At 62.5% G+C, this 16,328-nt stretch carries 16 protein-coding genes; 6 read left to right on the top strand and 10 right to left on the bottom strand.

Translation table 11 applies throughout. The features are described from left to right. The first annotated feature begins 133 nt into the window (after positions 1–133). Positions 134–922: a thioesterase family protein gene (locus tag P0M12_RS21310; RefSeq protein WP_277376782.1), complete on the top strand. Its 789-nt coding sequence runs from the start codon at positions 134–136 to the stop codon at positions 920–922. A gap of 11 nt (positions 923–933) precedes the next feature. Here P0M12_RS21310 and P0M12_RS21305 read toward each other — a convergent pair whose 3' ends face one another. After that, positions 934–2,604 carry an anibiotic ABC transporter gene (locus tag P0M12_RS21305; RefSeq protein WP_158170599.1) on the bottom strand — a complete coding sequence of 557 codons (1,671 nt, stop codon included), beginning with the start codon at positions 2,602–2,604 and terminating at the stop codon, positions 934–936. After that, positions 2,601–3,536, bottom strand: a complete 936-nt coding sequence (locus P0M12_RS21300) for an ABC transporter ATP-binding protein (RefSeq protein WP_003942009.1) — start codon at positions 3,534–3,536, stop codon at positions 2,601–2,603. The genes P0M12_RS21305 and P0M12_RS21300 overlap by 4 nt, the downstream gene beginning before the upstream one ends. A 68-nt stretch (positions 3,537–3,604) precedes the next feature. On the opposite strand from P0M12_RS21300, the gene P0M12_RS21295 reads away from it, so the two are divergent. Both P0M12_RS21295 and P0M12_RS21290 read left to right on the top strand, forming a co-directional pair. Beyond that, a complete protein-coding gene (locus P0M12_RS21295; RefSeq protein WP_007728322.1) occupies positions 3,605–4,099 on the top strand; it encodes a helix-turn-helix domain-containing protein in 495 nt (164 codons plus the stop codon). An 83-nt stretch (positions 4,100–4,182) separates the two neighbouring features. Then, a complete protein-coding gene (locus P0M12_RS21290; RefSeq protein ID WP_064443509.1) occupies positions 4,183–4,722 on the top strand; it encodes a hypothetical protein in 540 nt (179 codons plus the stop codon). Here P0M12_RS21290 and P0M12_RS21285 read toward each other — a convergent pair. From P0M12_RS21285 to P0M12_RS21275, 3 genes are read right to left on the bottom strand one after another with little or no spacing between them, the layout of a single operon-like run. Continuing rightward, a complete protein-coding gene (locus tag P0M12_RS21285) occupies positions 4,719–5,402 on the bottom strand; it encodes a response regulator transcription factor (RefSeq protein ID WP_042453153.1) in 684 nt (227 codons plus the stop codon). The genes P0M12_RS21290 and P0M12_RS21285 overlap by 4 nt on opposite strands. Further along, positions 5,399–6,772 (bottom strand): GAF domain-containing sensor histidine kinase, encoded by a 1,374-nt coding sequence (locus P0M12_RS21280; protein ID WP_003941844.1) that lies wholly within the window; start codon positions 6,770–6,772, stop codon positions 5,399–5,401. Before P0M12_RS21280 ends, P0M12_RS21285 begins: the two co-directional genes overlap by 4 nt. Before the next feature lie 58 nt (positions 6,773–6,830). Beyond that, positions 6,831–8,036: an iron-containing alcohol dehydrogenase gene (locus P0M12_RS21275; RefSeq protein ID WP_003942060.1), complete on the bottom strand. Its 1,206-nt coding sequence runs from the start codon at positions 8,034–8,036 to the stop codon at positions 6,831–6,833. 435 nt (positions 8,037–8,471) lie between these two features. Between P0M12_RS21275 and P0M12_RS21270 the strand changes: the two genes are divergently transcribed. Further along, a complete protein-coding gene (locus P0M12_RS21270; RefSeq protein WP_158170600.1) occupies positions 8,472–8,834 on the top strand; it encodes an RNHCP domain-containing protein in 363 nt (120 codons plus the stop codon). A gap of 11 nt (positions 8,835–8,845) precedes the next feature. After that, positions 8,846–9,265, top strand: coding sequence for an RNHCP domain-containing protein (locus P0M12_RS21265; protein WP_058038126.1), 420 nt, complete (start codon positions 8,846–8,848; stop codon positions 9,263–9,265). Here the strand turns inward: P0M12_RS21265 and P0M12_RS21260 are convergent. From P0M12_RS21260 to mdo, 4 genes are all read right to left on the bottom strand, one after another. Further along, positions 9,254–9,601 (bottom strand): hypothetical protein, encoded by a 348-nt coding sequence (locus P0M12_RS21260; protein WP_158170601.1) that lies wholly within the window; start codon positions 9,599–9,601, stop codon positions 9,254–9,256. The genes P0M12_RS21265 and P0M12_RS21260 overlap by 12 nt on opposite strands. A gap of 56 nt (positions 9,602–9,657) precedes the next feature. Further along, positions 9,658–11,181: a VWA domain-containing protein gene (locus tag P0M12_RS21255; RefSeq protein WP_042921003.1), complete on the bottom strand. Its 1,524-nt coding sequence runs from the start codon at positions 11,179–11,181 to the stop codon at positions 9,658–9,660. Beyond that, the gene (locus P0M12_RS21250) at positions 11,178–12,260 is read right to left on the bottom strand and encodes a MoxR family ATPase (RefSeq protein ID WP_063314739.1); all 1,083 of its coding nucleotides are present in this window, start codon (positions 12,258–12,260) and stop codon (positions 11,178–11,180) included. The genes P0M12_RS21255 and P0M12_RS21250 overlap by 4 nt, the downstream gene beginning before the upstream one ends. Before the next feature lie 86 nt (positions 12,261–12,346). Further along, entirely contained in the window at positions 12,347–13,621 is a 1,275-nt protein-coding gene (mdo, locus tag P0M12_RS21245; RefSeq protein ID WP_003942095.1) for an NDMA-dependent methanol dehydrogenase, read from the bottom strand. A 361-nt stretch (positions 13,622–13,982) separates the two neighbouring features. On the opposite strand from mdo, the gene P0M12_RS21240 reads away from it, so the two are divergent. Beyond that, entirely contained in the window at positions 13,983–15,038 is a 1,056-nt protein-coding gene (locus P0M12_RS21240) for a ferredoxin--NADP reductase (RefSeq protein ID WP_003941851.1), read from the top strand. Here the strand turns inward: P0M12_RS21240 and P0M12_RS21235 are convergent. Then, positions 15,010–16,314: a glycosyltransferase 87 family protein gene (locus tag P0M12_RS21235; protein WP_277376780.1), complete on the bottom strand. Its 1,305-nt coding sequence runs from the start codon at positions 16,312–16,314 to the stop codon at positions 15,010–15,012. The two genes, P0M12_RS21240 and P0M12_RS21235, sit on opposite strands and share 29 nt — an antisense overlap. Positions 16,315–16,328 lie beyond the last annotated feature (14 nt).

Here is a 16,328-nt window from a genome sequence, read left to right as displayed (position 1 = left end):
TGAGCAGCCTCGGCGAGATCAATCCTCTCGGCATTCTTCAGATCCTCATCTACATGCTCTTCGGTGGGTCGTCCAGCACTCCCGAATAGACCCTAGCTTGCCATAGCCATAGTCAGCATCTAGGGTGCTGACTATGGCAATTACTAGTCAGGCATCAGTGGCGGCCGCGCCGTCGACCGACGCAGCGCGTCATCACACCGAATTCGACTCCAGTTGGCGGAGTTTCGACGGCATCCAGGGTGGACTCGCAATTGCACGGATGCTGCGAGTGGCGGCCAACGCGTCCGGAGCCGAACCGCTGGCAGTTACGGCGCACCTGGACCGCCCCGTTCCTCCTGGGCCGGCCGAGTTGACTGTCGGCGAGATGCAGGGCGGGCGGACCGTCAGTTGCCACGTCACGCTGACCGGTTCGGGATCCGCTCTCGTTCGGTTGGCCCGCGACATAGGAGCTACAACAATGTCCGCCCCTGTCGCCGAACCGGCTCCGGCCGACCCGTCAACCCTGCCGCCGCTGGAGATCCCGGTGGATTTTGTGCCGTTCGCCCAGCACCTCGACATCCGGCCGATCAATTCCGCGAGGCCGTTCGCCGGTGGCGACTCCCCTGAATTCGACGTTTGGATCCGCCTGCTCACAGACCTCGATTTCACGGCCCAAGAGCGTGCCGCGGTCCTTCTCGACGCGCTTCCGCCCGGACTGTTCGCGACACTGACGATGCCCGTGGCCATACCGACCATCGAGTTCACCGCGCATTTCACCCCGGAGCACCTCACGGCAGATCCCCGAACACTGTCACCGTGGTATCGCCTACGCCACGGGACTGCCTGGGCGACGAACACTCTCTGTGTTGACGAATCCGAACTATTCGACTCGACCGGACGACTTGCTGCTCGAGCTCGCCAGCTTCGTCGAATTCTGAGTTGAGTTCAGCTCTCCTACACCTGGAGGTCGCGACGACGGAACGCAACAAGCGATGCTGTCGAAAGCACCACTGCCACAACGATCATTGCCAGCAGTGGCAGAACTGTCACCGGCTCGGCAGGGGCACCCGGCACGTGGGTGAAGGGCGACAGATCCAGCACTACCTGCGGAAGCTTCAGCAACGTGCCAAGTTGCCCGAGCACGATGCATGCCGCCAAGATTCCCCAGGAGAGCGCCGACGCGTACGTCGGAAACAGTCCGAAAGCCAACGACACCAACCCCACGACTACGAGCACCGCAGGCAGATAGGCCAACGCGGCGCCAGTCATGCGAAGTGTGTTGCCGCCGATGTCGTCCGTGACGAGCCCGAAGGCAAATCCGGTGAAGGCACCCATCAAGACGTGCGCGAGGATCACGCCGCCCACAACCACACCCAGGTGAGAAAGCATCCACCTCCACCGCGACAAAGACGTTGCCAGCAACGGTTCGAGCCGTCCCGAAGTTTCCTCGCCCCGCATCCGGAGAAGACTCTGGACCGAATACGCCGCGATGACTATCGACGTGAGCCCCAGAGCAGTGGCCAAGTAGGAATCCACCAGATCCGATCCGCCGCCGCCAAGTTTCTCGAACATCTCCGCGGTCTGCTGCGACGATCCCACCATCGCGTCGATCTCGTTGCCCACAGCGCCGTACGCGAACCCGAGTATGACAACGGCAAAGATCCACCAGAACATCGTCATTCGCTGCATGCGCCACGCCAGGCCCCAAGCCGACGGTAGCCACGATGCCGCGACTGGCGGGCCGGGTCGGGGCTGAACGAGTCCCGCTCCCTGATCGCGATGGCCGATGAGAACAAAAGCCACCACCACGTGCACAGCCGCGAATCCGATCAGCAACAACAGGATCCACCAGGCGTCGTCGTCGAAAGGTCTGATCTGTTGTGCCCATCCGATCGGCGAGAGCCACGACAACCAGCCACTGACCACGCGAGTTCCGTCGTCGACGACCGTACTGTTCACGTCGCCGATCGCGCGCAGCATGAACGCAACGCCGATCGCGGCACCCGCCAGGCCGTTGGCCGTACGAGCACCGTCGGTGATCTGCGCCGTCACGGCTGCCACTCCGGCAAACGCGATTCCGGTCCCACCTATCGAGGCGCCCAACGCGAACGAACCGACGACAGGCAAACCGACGGCGATCGATCCCAGTGCAATTCCCAGTGCAAGAACGACGTTCGCACCGACCGTTACGATCAGTGCGGAGGTCAGGAGCGCTCGTCGACCTACCACCGCTGCACCGATCATCTCGGCTCGGCCGGTCTCCTCGTTCTGTCGCGTATGGCGAACCACCGCAAGGGTGCTCATCAATGCGGCCACCAACGCGAACACGAGCACCGACTGACTGGCGACTATCGCGCCCTGCGAATCACCGGACACGATCCCGTTGGTCGCCAGCGCGACCGGCGATACCGCGGAACTGACTGCGATGTTTCGTAATTCCTCGGGTGTCGAGTACAGCCCGGTCACACTGGCGACAACCAGCAGCATGAACAAGACGATGGAGATAACCCACACGGAGAGCTGAATTCGGTCCCGCCGCAAAGCCAGCCGAACCAGTCGGCGTGTGCCGGTGAATTGACTTGCCGAGGCCGGTACCGGTGGAGCGGCCTCGACAGCAACGGTCACGGCCGTACTCCGGTCTCGGCTCGCAGGTGTACCGAAGTCTCCCTGGCCCGTTCGTCACCGTAATGCCGCAAGAAAAGTTCTTCGAGAGTCGGCGGAGTGGAAGTGAGCGCCACGATTCCGAATCCGACCAAGTACGTCATGAGTGGTCCGAGTTGCGCGCTGTCGACTTCGCAGGTGACGTGGTTACCGTCGATCACCGCGTCGTGGACACCGCCGAGTCCGTCGAGTCCACCGATCGGACGCTGCGTCTCCGCCGCGACGGACGTGCGCGTGAGATGCCTGAGTTCGGACAGTGTTCCCTCTTCCACCGTCCGCCCGTCGCGGATGATGCTCACACGATCGCACAGCGCTTCGACCTCGGCGAGGATATGGCTCGACAGCAGTACCGTCTTTCCGGCGTGAGCCACCTCCTCGACGCAGTCCTGGAATACCGCCTCCATCAACGGGTCGAGCCCCGATGTGGGTTCGTCGAGGACGTAAAGGTCGACGTCGGACGAGAACGCGGCCACGAGTGCAACCTTCTGCCGGTTACCTTTCGAGTACGTACGCGCCTTCTTGGTCGGGTCCAATTCGAAGCGATCGAGCAACTCGCTGCGGCGTTTTCGGTCCAAGCCACCGCGCAGGCCCGCCAACAGATCGATAGCCTCACCGCCGGTGAGGTTGGGCCACAGATTCACGTCGCCAGGCACATAGGCGAGACGTCGATGCAAAGTAACAGCGTCTCGCCACGGATCGCCGCCGAGAACGGTTGCGTCTCCGGAGTCCGAGCGGAGCAGGCCGAGGAGCACCCGAATAGTGGTGGACTTTCCGGAACCGTTCGGCCCCAGGAATCCGTGCACTTCACCCGTCGAGACGTCGAGGTCGAGGCCGTCCAGCGCGCGGGTGGTACCGAAGGTCTTGACGAGGCTTTTCACTGAAATTGCCGCACCCATGAATTTGACCGTACGCCGATTTCACAAATGTGTGAAGATAGAAAAGACGGAAAGATCGAAGGGTTCCGATGACCGACACCAGCCACACCGTTGCACCGGACGAGAGCCGACACTATGTCGAGCGACTCTCACTCGTACTGAGCGACATGGGTTTTCCGCCGATGCCCGCCCGCGTCTGGGCCGCGTTGATGACCAGCGAGACACCCTCGTCCACGCCAGGAGATCTCGGATCTCGGTTGGGAGTGAGCCCCGCCGCCATTTCCGGAGCCGTCAGATACCTCCAGCAAGTCGGATTGATCGAGCGTGTGGCCGTCCCCGGATCGCGGCGTCAGCACTACTGCGTCAGCGTCGACATGTGGGCCGACGCGTTTGTCACGAAACAGTCCTCGCTCTACCAGGTCTCGGCAGTTGCGGACGAGGGCATACGAGTCCTCGGTGAAGGAACAACCGCCGGCGATCGTATGGCAGATCTGCGCGACTTCTTCGACTTCATGGCCGCGGAAATGCCGCGAATGCTCGCGGACTGGCGCTCCCGGCGAAAAGACCGGACACCTGGCAGGTAACTTCAGGTTTACCCGCAATTTCGGCGGGGTACCTCAATTCTCGTTCCAGCATGGTCAGGTGCGGTGTAATCGAGGAGTTGCTGATGAAGCTGTCGATCAGGGGCGCGAACACTTCACCGACTCCACCCTTCGCGCGTACCACTTCACCCGAAACCTGTGAACGATCGATTTCCCTGAATCGCACCGCCGCCGAGGCATTCGCCGGTGATCACCATGCACTGTCGAAACTACTGGCCCGGTTGCACCCTCGCGTCGTTCTCTACTATCGCGCCAGACTCCTCGGGACGCCCGTCGCGACATTCGCCGACGATCTCGCCCACCAATGCACCCTGGACGTCGTCACACGAATGTCCGACACGATCTCGGCCGACACACGCATCGAGACCTTCGCGTACGAGTTGGCCTCTCGACGAATTGCGTCAATTCCCCAGTCACGCAACATCGACGGACAATTCAAACGCCCGCGTCGCCTGACCGACGACCAACGTGAGGTTCTGGTACTACGAATCGCAGTGGGTCTGACTGCCGAGATGACCGCGTCGACTCTGCGCACAACTCGTTCGAGCGTGCTCCTCCTACAGCATCAAGCGCTGCGCGCCTGGACGGTCTCCGAGCAGAGCTAGATCAGACCTTGCTTACTCGCGGCATAAACGGCCTCTGCTCGACGGCTCACCTCGAGTTTGCGCATGATGTTGCTGACGTGAAACTTGACGGTGGTCGGTGAGATGAACAATCTCTCACCGATCTTGATGTTGGACAAGCCGTTTGCGAGGAGTCTGAGCACTTCGAGTTCGCGATCGGTCAATCGTTCTTTCGACGACGACTGCCCGTTGAGCGATCGCACGACAGCTGACGCGCTGCGCGAATCGAACGCACTCTCACCCCGCGAGACCGCCCTGATCGCACGCACCAATTCGGTGGTGTCGACGTCTTTGACGACATAGCCGCGAGCACCCGCGTGCACCGCTCGCACCACCAGTTGATCGTCGAGAAACGTGGTGAGAACCAACAGTCCGAGGCCGGGATGCGCCGAGGACAGCTGGCCACACAGGGTCAGTCCCTCGTAGTCCGAACTGGCGGAGAGTTTGAGATCCATCAGGACGATGTCCGGGCCGACCTTGTCGACCACGGCGAGTGCCTCGGCGAGGGACGACGCCTCCCCCACGATCTCGAGATCGCTTTCGCGCTCGAGAACCGAGCGGAGCCCTTGCCGCAGAATTGCATGGTCGTCGACCAGGACGATTCGAACCAATCCCAGAACCGGCGATGCTCCGCGGGTGATGACGGGACGCGCAGTAGTCATGATTCCTCGCTCTCGATTTCAGTGGTGGAGCAAAGGTTTTCCATGCCCGAGTCGAACGGCAGTGGTAGTCGCACGAGAATCTGAATCCCACCGATCCGCGCGCGCCGTACTTCGAGCGCACCACCCAACTCGAGTGTTCGCGCCTGCATGTTCGCGAGACCGCGATGGCGGCCGTCGACGTCGTTGGTGGCTGCGAGTTTGAGGATCAGACGCATTCGCGCAGGGTCGCCGTCACCGTCGTCGGAGACCGACAGCAACACGGAGTCCGCCCGATAGGTCAGACGTAGCACCGCCCGATTCGCGTGAGCATGGACCGCTGCATTGAAGAGAGCTTCCCCCGCGATCCGGAGAAGAGCGTGTTCGGCATCGCCCGGAAGTTCGGTCGGGGTACCGCCGACGCGAACGCTCACCGCCAACTCGTCCGGCATGTGAACCACGCCGAGTTGCTCGAGCATCTCGGGCAACGACGTCCGGTCCGCGTCCGACGAATGATTGAGCGCGTAGATCGCCGAACGAAGCTGCTCGACCGCCCTCCTGGTCAAATCCTTTGCCAAGTCCAGTCTTTCACTGCGTTCAGCCTCCGGGATGTCACTCCGGCAGACCTCGATCTGCATGCCGGCCGACAACACCGCCTGTGTCACACTGTCGTGCAGTTCGCGGGCGATCCGGTGACGTTCGTCGTCGACCACTTGGTGCCGGTGCGCCACTCCGAGTTGACGCTGAGTGGACTCCAATTCGCTGTTGCGCACCGCAAGGTCGGCTGCAGTACGATTGGCCTCCGCATACGCATCTTCGGCACGCTCGAGCAGTAGTTGTCCGCGCTGATAGAGCGCCGAATTCTGCAGAGCCACAGCAGTCTGGCTGGCCAGAATGCTGAGCACGGCTCCGTCCGTCGTGTCGAGGGTTCGGTTGGCCGGCGTCCAGGCTGCAAAGGCACCTACCACGCCGCCACCGAGCACGATCGGCACAAACGCGTAGTGCGCGTCGATCACCGAGTTGGATTCGATTCTTCCGTACCGGATGTCGTCGAGGCATTCGACGACATCCTCCGGAAGTGGCGGTCCCTCCACATTGTCGACCAGAAAAGGGGTGGCGTCCGGGCCGAGAACCAGTCGCCGTGGTCCGGCGTCGGGCAAAGTTCCGTCAGCCAAGGCGAAGACAATCCAGTTGGCACTCAGATGCGCACGGGCAGCTTCCGCGACCGCGCAGACGAGGGTTTCCGGCCCCTCGACGGTGCGCACCAAAGCCCGCGAGATCAACTCCAAGGCATGCACGACGCGTTCGAGGCGCTCGGCCGCACCGCGATACTGCGGGTAGAACGAACTCTTACCCGATCGTAATCCGGTGAGCCGGGACAGGTCCGCGGTCATCGCCTGCACCAATTCACAGCGGCCCTCTTCACAGCGTCCATCTTCACAGCGTCCATCTTCACAAGGCACCTCGGAACAACGCCACCATCTGTTCCTGCGTCGCTTCCCTGGGATTGGTGGACATGCAGGCGTCGAGCAACGCGAAGCTGGCAAGTCGACTGAGGTCTTCCTCTCGAACACCCAACTCCCCCAGCCCCTTCGGCACACCGACCTCCCGGGCGAGACGTTCGACACGGTCGGCCACCGCCAGCGCTGCTTCCTCCGGGGTGCCGCGCTGCTCGGGAAGACTCAGTGCCGCAGCGATGGCGACAAAGGGGGCGGCGTCCGTGGTGGAATTGAACCGGATGACGTGGGGCAAGAGAATTCCGTTGATGACGCCGTGCGGAAGGTCGAGCATGCCGCCCACCTGATGGCTCATGGCGTGCGCGGCTCCGAGTATCGCGTTGGTGAACGCCAACCCGGCCTCGAGGCTCGCCTGCGCCATCACCGATCGAGCTTCCATCTCCATCGGGTCCTGGATCGTGTGCACCAGATTCTCGGTCACGAGGCCGACAGCGCGGAGCGCGTGATGATCGGTCAACGGATTGTGCGCCAGTGAGACGAAGGCTTCGATTCCGTGCGTCAGTGCGTCCAATCCTGTTGCCGCATTGAGCCACTCGGGCATCGTCGTGAGCAACCGCGGATCGATGACCGTCACATCTGGAACCAGCGCCCGGCCGATGATGGTGATCTTGGTGCCGCGGGTCGTGTCCGTGACGATGCAGAACTGCGACACGTCCGCGCCCGTGCCGGACGTGGTGGGAACCATCACCAACGGCGGGATCGGTTTGGTCGCCTGATCTACCCCCTCGTAGTCGAGTATGTTGCCACCGTTGGCAGCGAGGACGGCTACACCCTTAGCCGCGTCGATGACGGAACCGCCGCCGAGCGCGATGATGACGTCACACTCACCTTCCTGGTACACCTCGAAACCGGCCGCGATCTCGAAGTCCTTGGGATTGGGCGTCAGCCCTGACCACACCGTCGCCGTCAATCCCTGCTCCGTGAGATGGTCTTCGAGTTCGCTGACCCATCCCGCGTCGATCAGACCGGGATCGGTGACCAGGAATGGTCGGAACCCGCCGAACCTCAGAGTCGCGTGTGCTGCCTCGACCAGGGAACCGATACCGAAGACGATCTCGGGGGCGTGAAATTTGACCAGTCGAGCAGCAGTGCCGCGGCGATGAACACCGTGGTTCACAGCATCCGGGTATGCCACGGACACGACCCCACTCTCCTCTCGCTGCTCTGAGATCTCCGGTCGGGATTTCGCATCCGTCGCTCTCAGCGCATCAACTCCCACGTGCACAAACTGGTGTGATCCACCTTACAATCGCTGGCCCCGAGCCTACGCGGAGAGCAGTCGGGGCACACCCACCGAAGGAGAGGCGCTTACCTACCCGTTCGGGCAGGTAAGGCGTCTCGGGAAAATGAATGGCGCGGCGGGAAGGTCCCGCTGTACTTTCGGTTGCGGCCAGAGTGGCCCGTAGAACCGATTCAGAAGGTGTTTATGACCCAGCCCGCGCCGAGCGCGCCTCTCGCCCCTGCACTGCCGGCAACCTCGAGGGTCACATGCTGATCCTCGAAACGTCGGACTGACAGCCGCGAGGCCCCCTCGGCCTGCTCCTACTGCTTTGTTCACTCAGCTAGGAGTTCTCCAGTGCCTCAATCACACAATTCCATCTCGAAAACCGACACCTTCTCGTGCATTCAGTGCGGACTCACAGTCATGACGTACGGCCCCGATGGTGATCGCCGAAACCACTGCCCCAGTTGCCTGCATTCCCGACACCTGTTCGACCAGGTGGAAGGTGGACCGTCGGACTGCGGAATGCGGATGGCTCCCATTTCGATCGCAGTACTGCGCAGTGGCGATTGGATAATCATCCACCGCTGCGCACAGTGCCTCGAGCTCACCTCCAACCCCGTCAGCCGAGACGACAACCAGTTGTTGTTGATGAGAATGGCAGTGCGGCCGCTCGCGCAACCGCCCTTCCCGCTCGAAGCCTTCGGCGACTTGTGAGGGGGAATCAGATGCCACGTAGGAATCCCAGCACCCGCGCGCGGCGGGCACCGCAACGGGCCAAGCACGTACTGCACGGAATCGGCGGAGAACAGGGATCGAGCTTCCGTTGTCTCACATGCCGTTTGGACATCTCCACTGCGGCGCCGGGTACCGCTCATCGGAACCACTGCCCGAACTGTCTGGCCAGCCGCCACGTGGACGGTCGCGTTCCGGGCGACCGAGCACAACAGTGCCGAGGTGCCATGGCGGCGCTGTGCCTGTCGGTCCGTCAAGACGGTGAATGGATGCTCGTTCATCAGTGTATCGAGTGCAATACGTTGAAAGTCAACAGGATTGCCGGCGACGATAACGTCTTGGTCCTGCTGCGCTTGGCGCTACGTCCGTTGGCAGACCCTCGCCTGCGCTCGCGCGCGTTGCTAGCGCTCTGATGATTCGTCCGGTGTAATCGTGCGGTTCTGCGCACGATTACACCGGACGAACACCACGAACACGATCCCGGCGAGCAAGCCGACCGCCGTCGGTCCGAGGACCAGTCCCGAGTACAGCCACGGGGCAGGTTCTGCCGGAAAGAGGTCCATGAATATGGGTCCGGTGTATGTCGGTTCGGAAAACGGCTCCCGATAGGATCCTCCGGTGAGAATGTGCGGTGACGCCAACGACTTCCACCACCACTGAAACACGCCGAGCGCCACAACCCCACACACGGCGCCGAGCACTGTCAGCGCCGCGATCGGTCGCCAGATCGATCCCCTGATTTCGGACATGAGATCAAACTAGTTCACGACAGATCGCGCAGTGACATCGGTGAAGTGCACTGACATCAGCGAAGTGCGTGCCCCAGCTCGGCGGCCTTTGCCATCAGTTGCGCGGCATCTCGGGCAACAACAACCTCGTCGCAGATCTCCGAATACTCCGGCATCGCGCACGATGCCTGGTTCCAGTAACGCTGTGGTTCAGGCGTGATCCAGGCCAGACGGTGGACCTTTCGGCGGAGTTCCTCGAGCTTGTCCGCCTGCGGGGGCAACCCGTTGCACCGACCGTCGCCCACGATGATGACAGACGTCCGTGAGTTCAAGGTGTTTCCGTGCTCGTCCAACAATTCTGTGAGCACCCGCCCGTAATCGCTGCTGGCTTCCAGATCCAGACCCGGGTGCGCGAGTACCGCGGCCAGTGCGCCGTCACCACTACTGGCGAGAAGGGTGTCGGTCACGTCGACCGGACGATCGACGAAGGCGAGGACTTCACAACGATCTGCTCGGCGATGCATTGCCTGAGCCAAGCGCAGAGTGAACGCGGTGATGGGGCGCACGGACAGCGACACGTCGGCGATGAGAAGTAGTCGAACACGATCGGGGCGAGGAGCTTTCACGACCAGATGGAAGGGTATCCCGTCGGTGCGCAGGCTCGAACGCACCGTGCGCCGCATGTCGAGATGCCCACGAGAGCGCTCACGGGGCCGAGGTCTGGACGGTCCTCTCATCCGCCGAAGCACTTCGTGGCACGCGAGTTCGATGTCGTTGTGCGTTGCGCCCGCGGCAGATTCACTGTCGGGCGCATCGGGAGCGGTTTCGGCGAGTGCAGCGGCCGAGAGCGCTTGCACGAACGCTTCGACCGCCTCGACGAGCCGGTTCAGTTGCGCCTGCGTCAGCGGCCCGTCGTCGGAGACGTCCGCATACGCTTTGCTCGGGTCGTAGGCATCCAACCAGGCGAGGATCGACGTCGGATCGTCCCAGGACAACGAGCCGACCACTGCTGCAGCAACACTGGTGCTCAGGTCACCGACCACCGCCGATGCTGCACGGTCCACGTCGACCGTGTAACTGACTCCGCGTCGACCGGTCTCCGAACCGGTATCGACCGACAGTTCGGCATCGCTCGACGTCATCGACACATCGTCGTCGTCCTTGTGCGGGTTGAAGCCCTTCTCCGCTTCCGGAGTGTCGAAGTAGTCGCCGACCTCGGCCGCACGCTCGTTGTACTCGGCGTACCGACCAACTTCTTGATCCTCGTCGATCCCCAGCGCGGTGGGCAGACCGTCCGCCACCTCGGCGCGCGAACCCATCCGCTCGCCGTGCGCTTTGCCTGCGGCCGGCCGGAACAGCGCGTCGAATGCCCGATCGAAACCGGCCTGCTCGTGAGAGTACTTGGCGCACACTGCCCGAAGACATGCTCGCAACGTCTCACGATCCGAAGCGCCGACCATCGCGAGAACACGCCGAACCTCGATGACCTCGGCCGGTGACGCGGAAACTCCGGCCGCCCTCAGCAATCGGCCGAAACTCGCGGACACCACGTCGAGAACAAACGACGGTTGCCACACGGCAAGGCCACCGAGCGTCGTCATCGCGTCGAACGGATTCCGCTGCCGCCGCGGATTCCCTGTTGATGAGGGTCACGTCCACCCGTGCCCCGGAACACGGCCGTCGTCGTGTTGGCGGGTTTGCTTGCCACCGTGGACCGCTCGATCGGCTCGCCGCCGTCACGCGACGGTGATTCGAGACGCTTTCCGTCGAATCGTTCCTTGGCCAGCGTCACATCGGACGAGTACTTGAGCAACGCCGTGAGCAGGATGTCGCGCACCTTGGCGTCGGAAGCGGTGTCGAATCCGCCGGCCGCGAGCACTGTTGCCGCTCTGGCCGCGTCGATGACCTCCGAGATGGACGGACTCTTGCGCAGCGGGAGGTCACGCAGGATGCGAGCCAATTCGACAACCTCGGTGGCCGTAGCCGAATCCACCTCCGGCGCTCGGGCCGTGACGATCTCGCGTTCACGCTCCGACGTCGGATAGCCGAGATGGTAATGCAGACAACGACGCTTGAGCGCGGGTGAGAGCTCGCGGGTGTCGTTGGACGTCAGGATGACCCAGGGCTGCGAGCGGGCAACGAACGTACCGACCTCGGGAATGGTGATCTGCTGTTCGGCGAGAATCTCGAGGAGCAGTGCTTCCATCGATTCCTCGGTGCGATCTACCTCGTCGACCAGAAGCACTACCGGATCGGGTGAGAGGATTGCTTCGAGCAGCGGTCGTACGGACAGGAAGTTCTCGGAGTACAAACCGAAATCCTGATCGGCCAGAAACTTGGACGCTTCGGCGACGCTGTCGAATTCGGAAACCTGATCGCTGATCCGGTCGCGGAGCATCTGCACGTGCAGGAGTTGCTTCGCGTAGTCCCATTCGTACAGGGCGCGATTGTCGTCCAGCCCTTCGTAGCACTGCAATCGCACCAGTTTGCGGCCCCCGATCGCAGCCAGAGACTTCGCCAGTTCCGTCTTGCCGACACCGGCCGGACCTTCGAGCAGGAGCGGGCGCCCCAGCGCCGTCGCCAGATGAACGACTACCGCGAACTCGTCATCGGCAATGTAGTCCTGCTCTCGCAGAGCATCTTTCACTTCGATTCCGCTGGAGAAACTGCGACCGGACATGGAACACCTTTCATGGGGGGGCAAGCCCCTGTGCGCCTTTTTGGTAGTGCGGGCTACCAAAAAGGCGCACGGGGCCGAAGGCCCTGCTAGAAGTACGACTTGTTGATCGCGTGATCGACAACCGGGATCATCGACTCCACGGTGACCTCACGGGGATTGCCCGGGGTGCACCAGTCGTCCTGAATGTGCTCGGAGATGGCGCGCACAGTCTTCTCGTCACCCTTGATGACATCACCACGGCCCTCGTACTTCTTGGTGTTCATCTGGTTCTTCGCGTACGAGTCGGTGCGAACCTGACCGAAGTTGTCGGGGATACCGACGTCCTTGGCCAGACGGATGGCAGCCTCGACGGCAGCATCTGCGGCCTGAACCGTGGTGAGGTTGCGAGTGTCGACACCGAGTGCGCCGGCCAACTGGGCGTAGCGCTCGTAGCGCGAAGGCAGGTTGTACTCCCACACACGCGGCAACGCGATGGCGTTGTTCAGACCGTGGTGGCTGTCGAAGAAGGCACTGACCGCGTGCGAGATCGAGTGAACGATGCCGAGGCCACCGGAGTTGAAGGCCTGCCCGGCAATGTACTGCGCGTTCATCATTCCCTCGCGGGCCTTGAGGTTGCGCGGCTCGAAGACGGCCTCGCGCAGGTTCTTCGCGACCAACTCGACCGAGTAGATCGCGTTACCGAGCGAAGGCGCGAAATCGAGACGAGACACGAAAGGCTCACTGCCGTGCGCGAGTACGTCGAAGCCGCAGTACGCGGTGAAATGCTGAGGGCAGGTGTAGTAGAGCAGCGGATCGTCGATCGCCAGGGTGACGATGGTCGCCTCGTCGAAGCCCACCCACTTGTGCGGGTTGTTCATGTCCGACGTGTCGGTGATGACGTACGCCCACGACGTCTCGGAACCCGTTCCGGCCGTGGTGGATACGGCGATATGGGGCGGGTTCTCCTTGTTGGTGGACTTGGCGAAGCCCTCGAACTCGTTGATGTTGCGACCGTCGTGTGCGATCACGACGCGAGCGCCCTTGGCGGCGTCGTGGCTCGAACCACCGCCGATCGAGATGATCGAGTCGCACTTCTCCTTCTGGTAGAGAGCCGCGGCCTCCATGACGTTGTAGTCCTTGGGATTCGACTCGACCTTGTCGTAGAGCACGACCTCGACACCCTGGTACTCGATCTTGCCGACGAGTTCCTCGATGATGCCCGAACCGCGCAGACCGGTCGTCATCAGAAGGGTGCGCTTGAAGCCGAGGTTCTTGGCCTCCACCCCGATGATGTCGTGAGCGCCCACACCCATCAGGGCGCGAGGGAAGGGGTGGAACTCCTTGATGGGAAAGTCCCAGATCTGGTTGAGCTCGATAGCCATCGGTATCTCCTCAGGGATGTGCACGAATGTGACTGCGGGAGGGATTCGAGCCGAATCTTTGTGACCGGCGTCTCACCTGGTTCCCACTGTGTACCGACAAACAGCCCGTGCACAGACTTCGGCAGCTCAACCGCCCGGACGCCGCTCACGAACCGCCCGTTCGGGCAGGTCGACGCCACCCCGGACTGCCAGGACGGCTGGATCAGACCGCCATGGTTCCCGCTGATCGGGAACGTGTTGCTCGGCGACTACGATCCCCAGTAGCTTTTCATCACTGCTAACATTGAACTAGAACACGTTCTAGATGTTGCACTTCACTGACCTGCGCTTTACCCAGCTTCACGAGAGGACTAGCTTCGCGATGACGACAGTCGAGGTACCGCACAGCTCGCGATCGGCGGTACTCACCGTGTCCGGAGTCATCGAAGAGACTTCCGACGCCCGGTCGCTGGTGTTCGAGATTCCCGCAGAACTGAAGGACAAGTTCGACTACAAGCCAGGTCAATTCCTGACCCTGCGCATCCCGAGTGATCAGACCGGCTCGGTCGCACGCTGCTACTCGCTGGCCAGTTCACCCTTCACCGACGACGCCCCCAAGGTGACCGTCAAGCGAACCGTCGACGGCTACGGCTCCAACTGGTTGTGCGACAAGCTCCAGGTCGGCGACACCATCGAAGTGCTGCCGCCGTCAGGTGTCTTCACGCCCAAGTCGCTCGATCACGACTTCCTGCTCTTCGGTGCAGGCAGCGGAATCACTCCGGTGATCTCGATCCTCAAGTCCGCCCTCACGCAGGGCAGCGGCAACGTCGTGCTGATCTACGCGAACCGCGACGAGAAGTCCGTCATCTTCGGCGCCGAACTTCGCGAATTGGCAGCGCAACACCCCGGCCGCCTCACCGTTGTCCACTGGATCGAAACCGTGCAGGGACTCCCCGCCGTCTCACAGTTGGCGACACTGGCCAAGCCATTTGTCGCGTACGAGGCCTTCATGTGCGGTCCAGGCCCCTTCATGGACGCCGTCCACAAGGCACTGGCAGAGGCCGGCATGCCCCGCACGCAGGTTCACGCCGAGGTCTTCAATTCACTCGCGGGTGACCCGTTCCGTGACGTCGAGGTAGCCGAGGTCTCCGACGAGGAAGCAGCCGACGCCGCAACCGTCGAGGTCGAACTGGACGGTGAAACCCACACCCTCGTCTGGCCGCGCAAGCAGACGCTCGTCGACATCATGCTCGCCAAGGGCCTCGACGTGCCGTACTCCTGCCAGGAAGGCGAGTGCGGGTCGTGTGCCTGCACCGTCACCGAAGGCGAAGTTCAGATGGACAACTCCGAAATCCTCGACGCCGAGGACGTGGCGAACGGCTACATCCTCGGTTGCCAGGCGAAGCCGATCACCGATCACCTGAAGATCGAGTTCTGAAGCCTGCTTCGATGCATGACGGCCCCTGATTCCCTGCGGAATCGGGGGCTTCGTCATGTTCGGAGTCTCCCGAGTCCCGCCGCGAAACCCACGCAGGCGCCGTTGTGGGCAACCGCCACAGCGCAAGAATCAGTACGAGGGTCACGATCAGGAAACCCTCACGAAGGACCAACCCGAACGGCAGCAGGAGCGGTGACGTCGCGATGAACTGCTGTCCCATACTCGGCCCGCAGTAGACGATGGCCAACCCCAGAGCGGCCGCACCGAACTGCAGCGGCGATCGAAGCCGAAAGAGAACCGTGACGGCAGCAGGCACGAGATACACCCAGTGGTGAATCCAGCTGATCGGCGAAAGAATCGGCGCGCTCAATCCGATCACCAACGCCGCATCGACCGCTCGCCCGACGCGATAGACATCTCGGGCGATCCATAGCGCTACCCCCGCGCACAGCACGGTCGACGGCATCGCCAGAGACGCTGTCCATGGGCCCAGCGCGGCAAGTCCGCCCTGCAGCGAACTGTTGCCGGCACTCGCGATCGCCTGCCCGCTCAAATCCACCCGGTCGCTGAGGTTCCAGACGACGTCCGACCAGAAGGTCCAGCTGACGGCCGGGTCCACCACTGCTGCGACGGCGGTCGCCGCGGCAAATCCGATCGAACTCCAGATCGCGAGTCGCCACTGCTTCGTGACGACGAAGTAGACGATGAAGAGAGCCGGAGTCAGCTTGATCGCGGCCGCGACGCCGATCAGCAGTCCTCGCGGAAACCACCGGCCGAATCTCGAATCCTCTCGGCGAGTCACATCGAGCAGTACGAGCGCCATCAGCACCAAGTTCACCTGGCCGAATGAGATGTGCGCACTGACGATGGGAGTCACCGACACGGCCAGGACCAATGCCGCCATGACGAGCGGCCGCTTGGGGACGCGAGCGGGAGTGAACCTCGCAACCGTCCACACCAACGCCGCGATGCACAATCCCGACCACAGCAGATAGGCAGTCCACCAGTCGAAGAGGACAGTCGGCCAGAGGAAGATCACCGCGAATGGGGTGTAGGTGAACGGCATACCCTCGTCGACGATCAACGGGCCGGACAGATTGCCCTCGTAGATGTTCGATCCCGCTGCGAACGCCTGGGCAGCGTAGCGGTAGACGAGAAAATCAACGGGTTCGACGGCTCGAACGGAGTACACGAGATAACACAGAGCTGCGACGCCGGCAGCGATCAGTGAACCGATCGTCACAATTCGAGACGCCTCGACACGGGTGGCGGGCATACCGAGAATCGTCC

Source organism: Rhodococcus sp. RCBS9 (assembly GCF_029457415.1).
Taxonomy (GTDB): domain Bacteria; phylum Actinomycetota; class Actinomycetes; order Mycobacteriales; family Mycobacteriaceae; genus Rhodococcus_F; species Rhodococcus_F qingshengii.
This window is presented reverse-complemented; position numbering and strand designations above follow the sequence as displayed.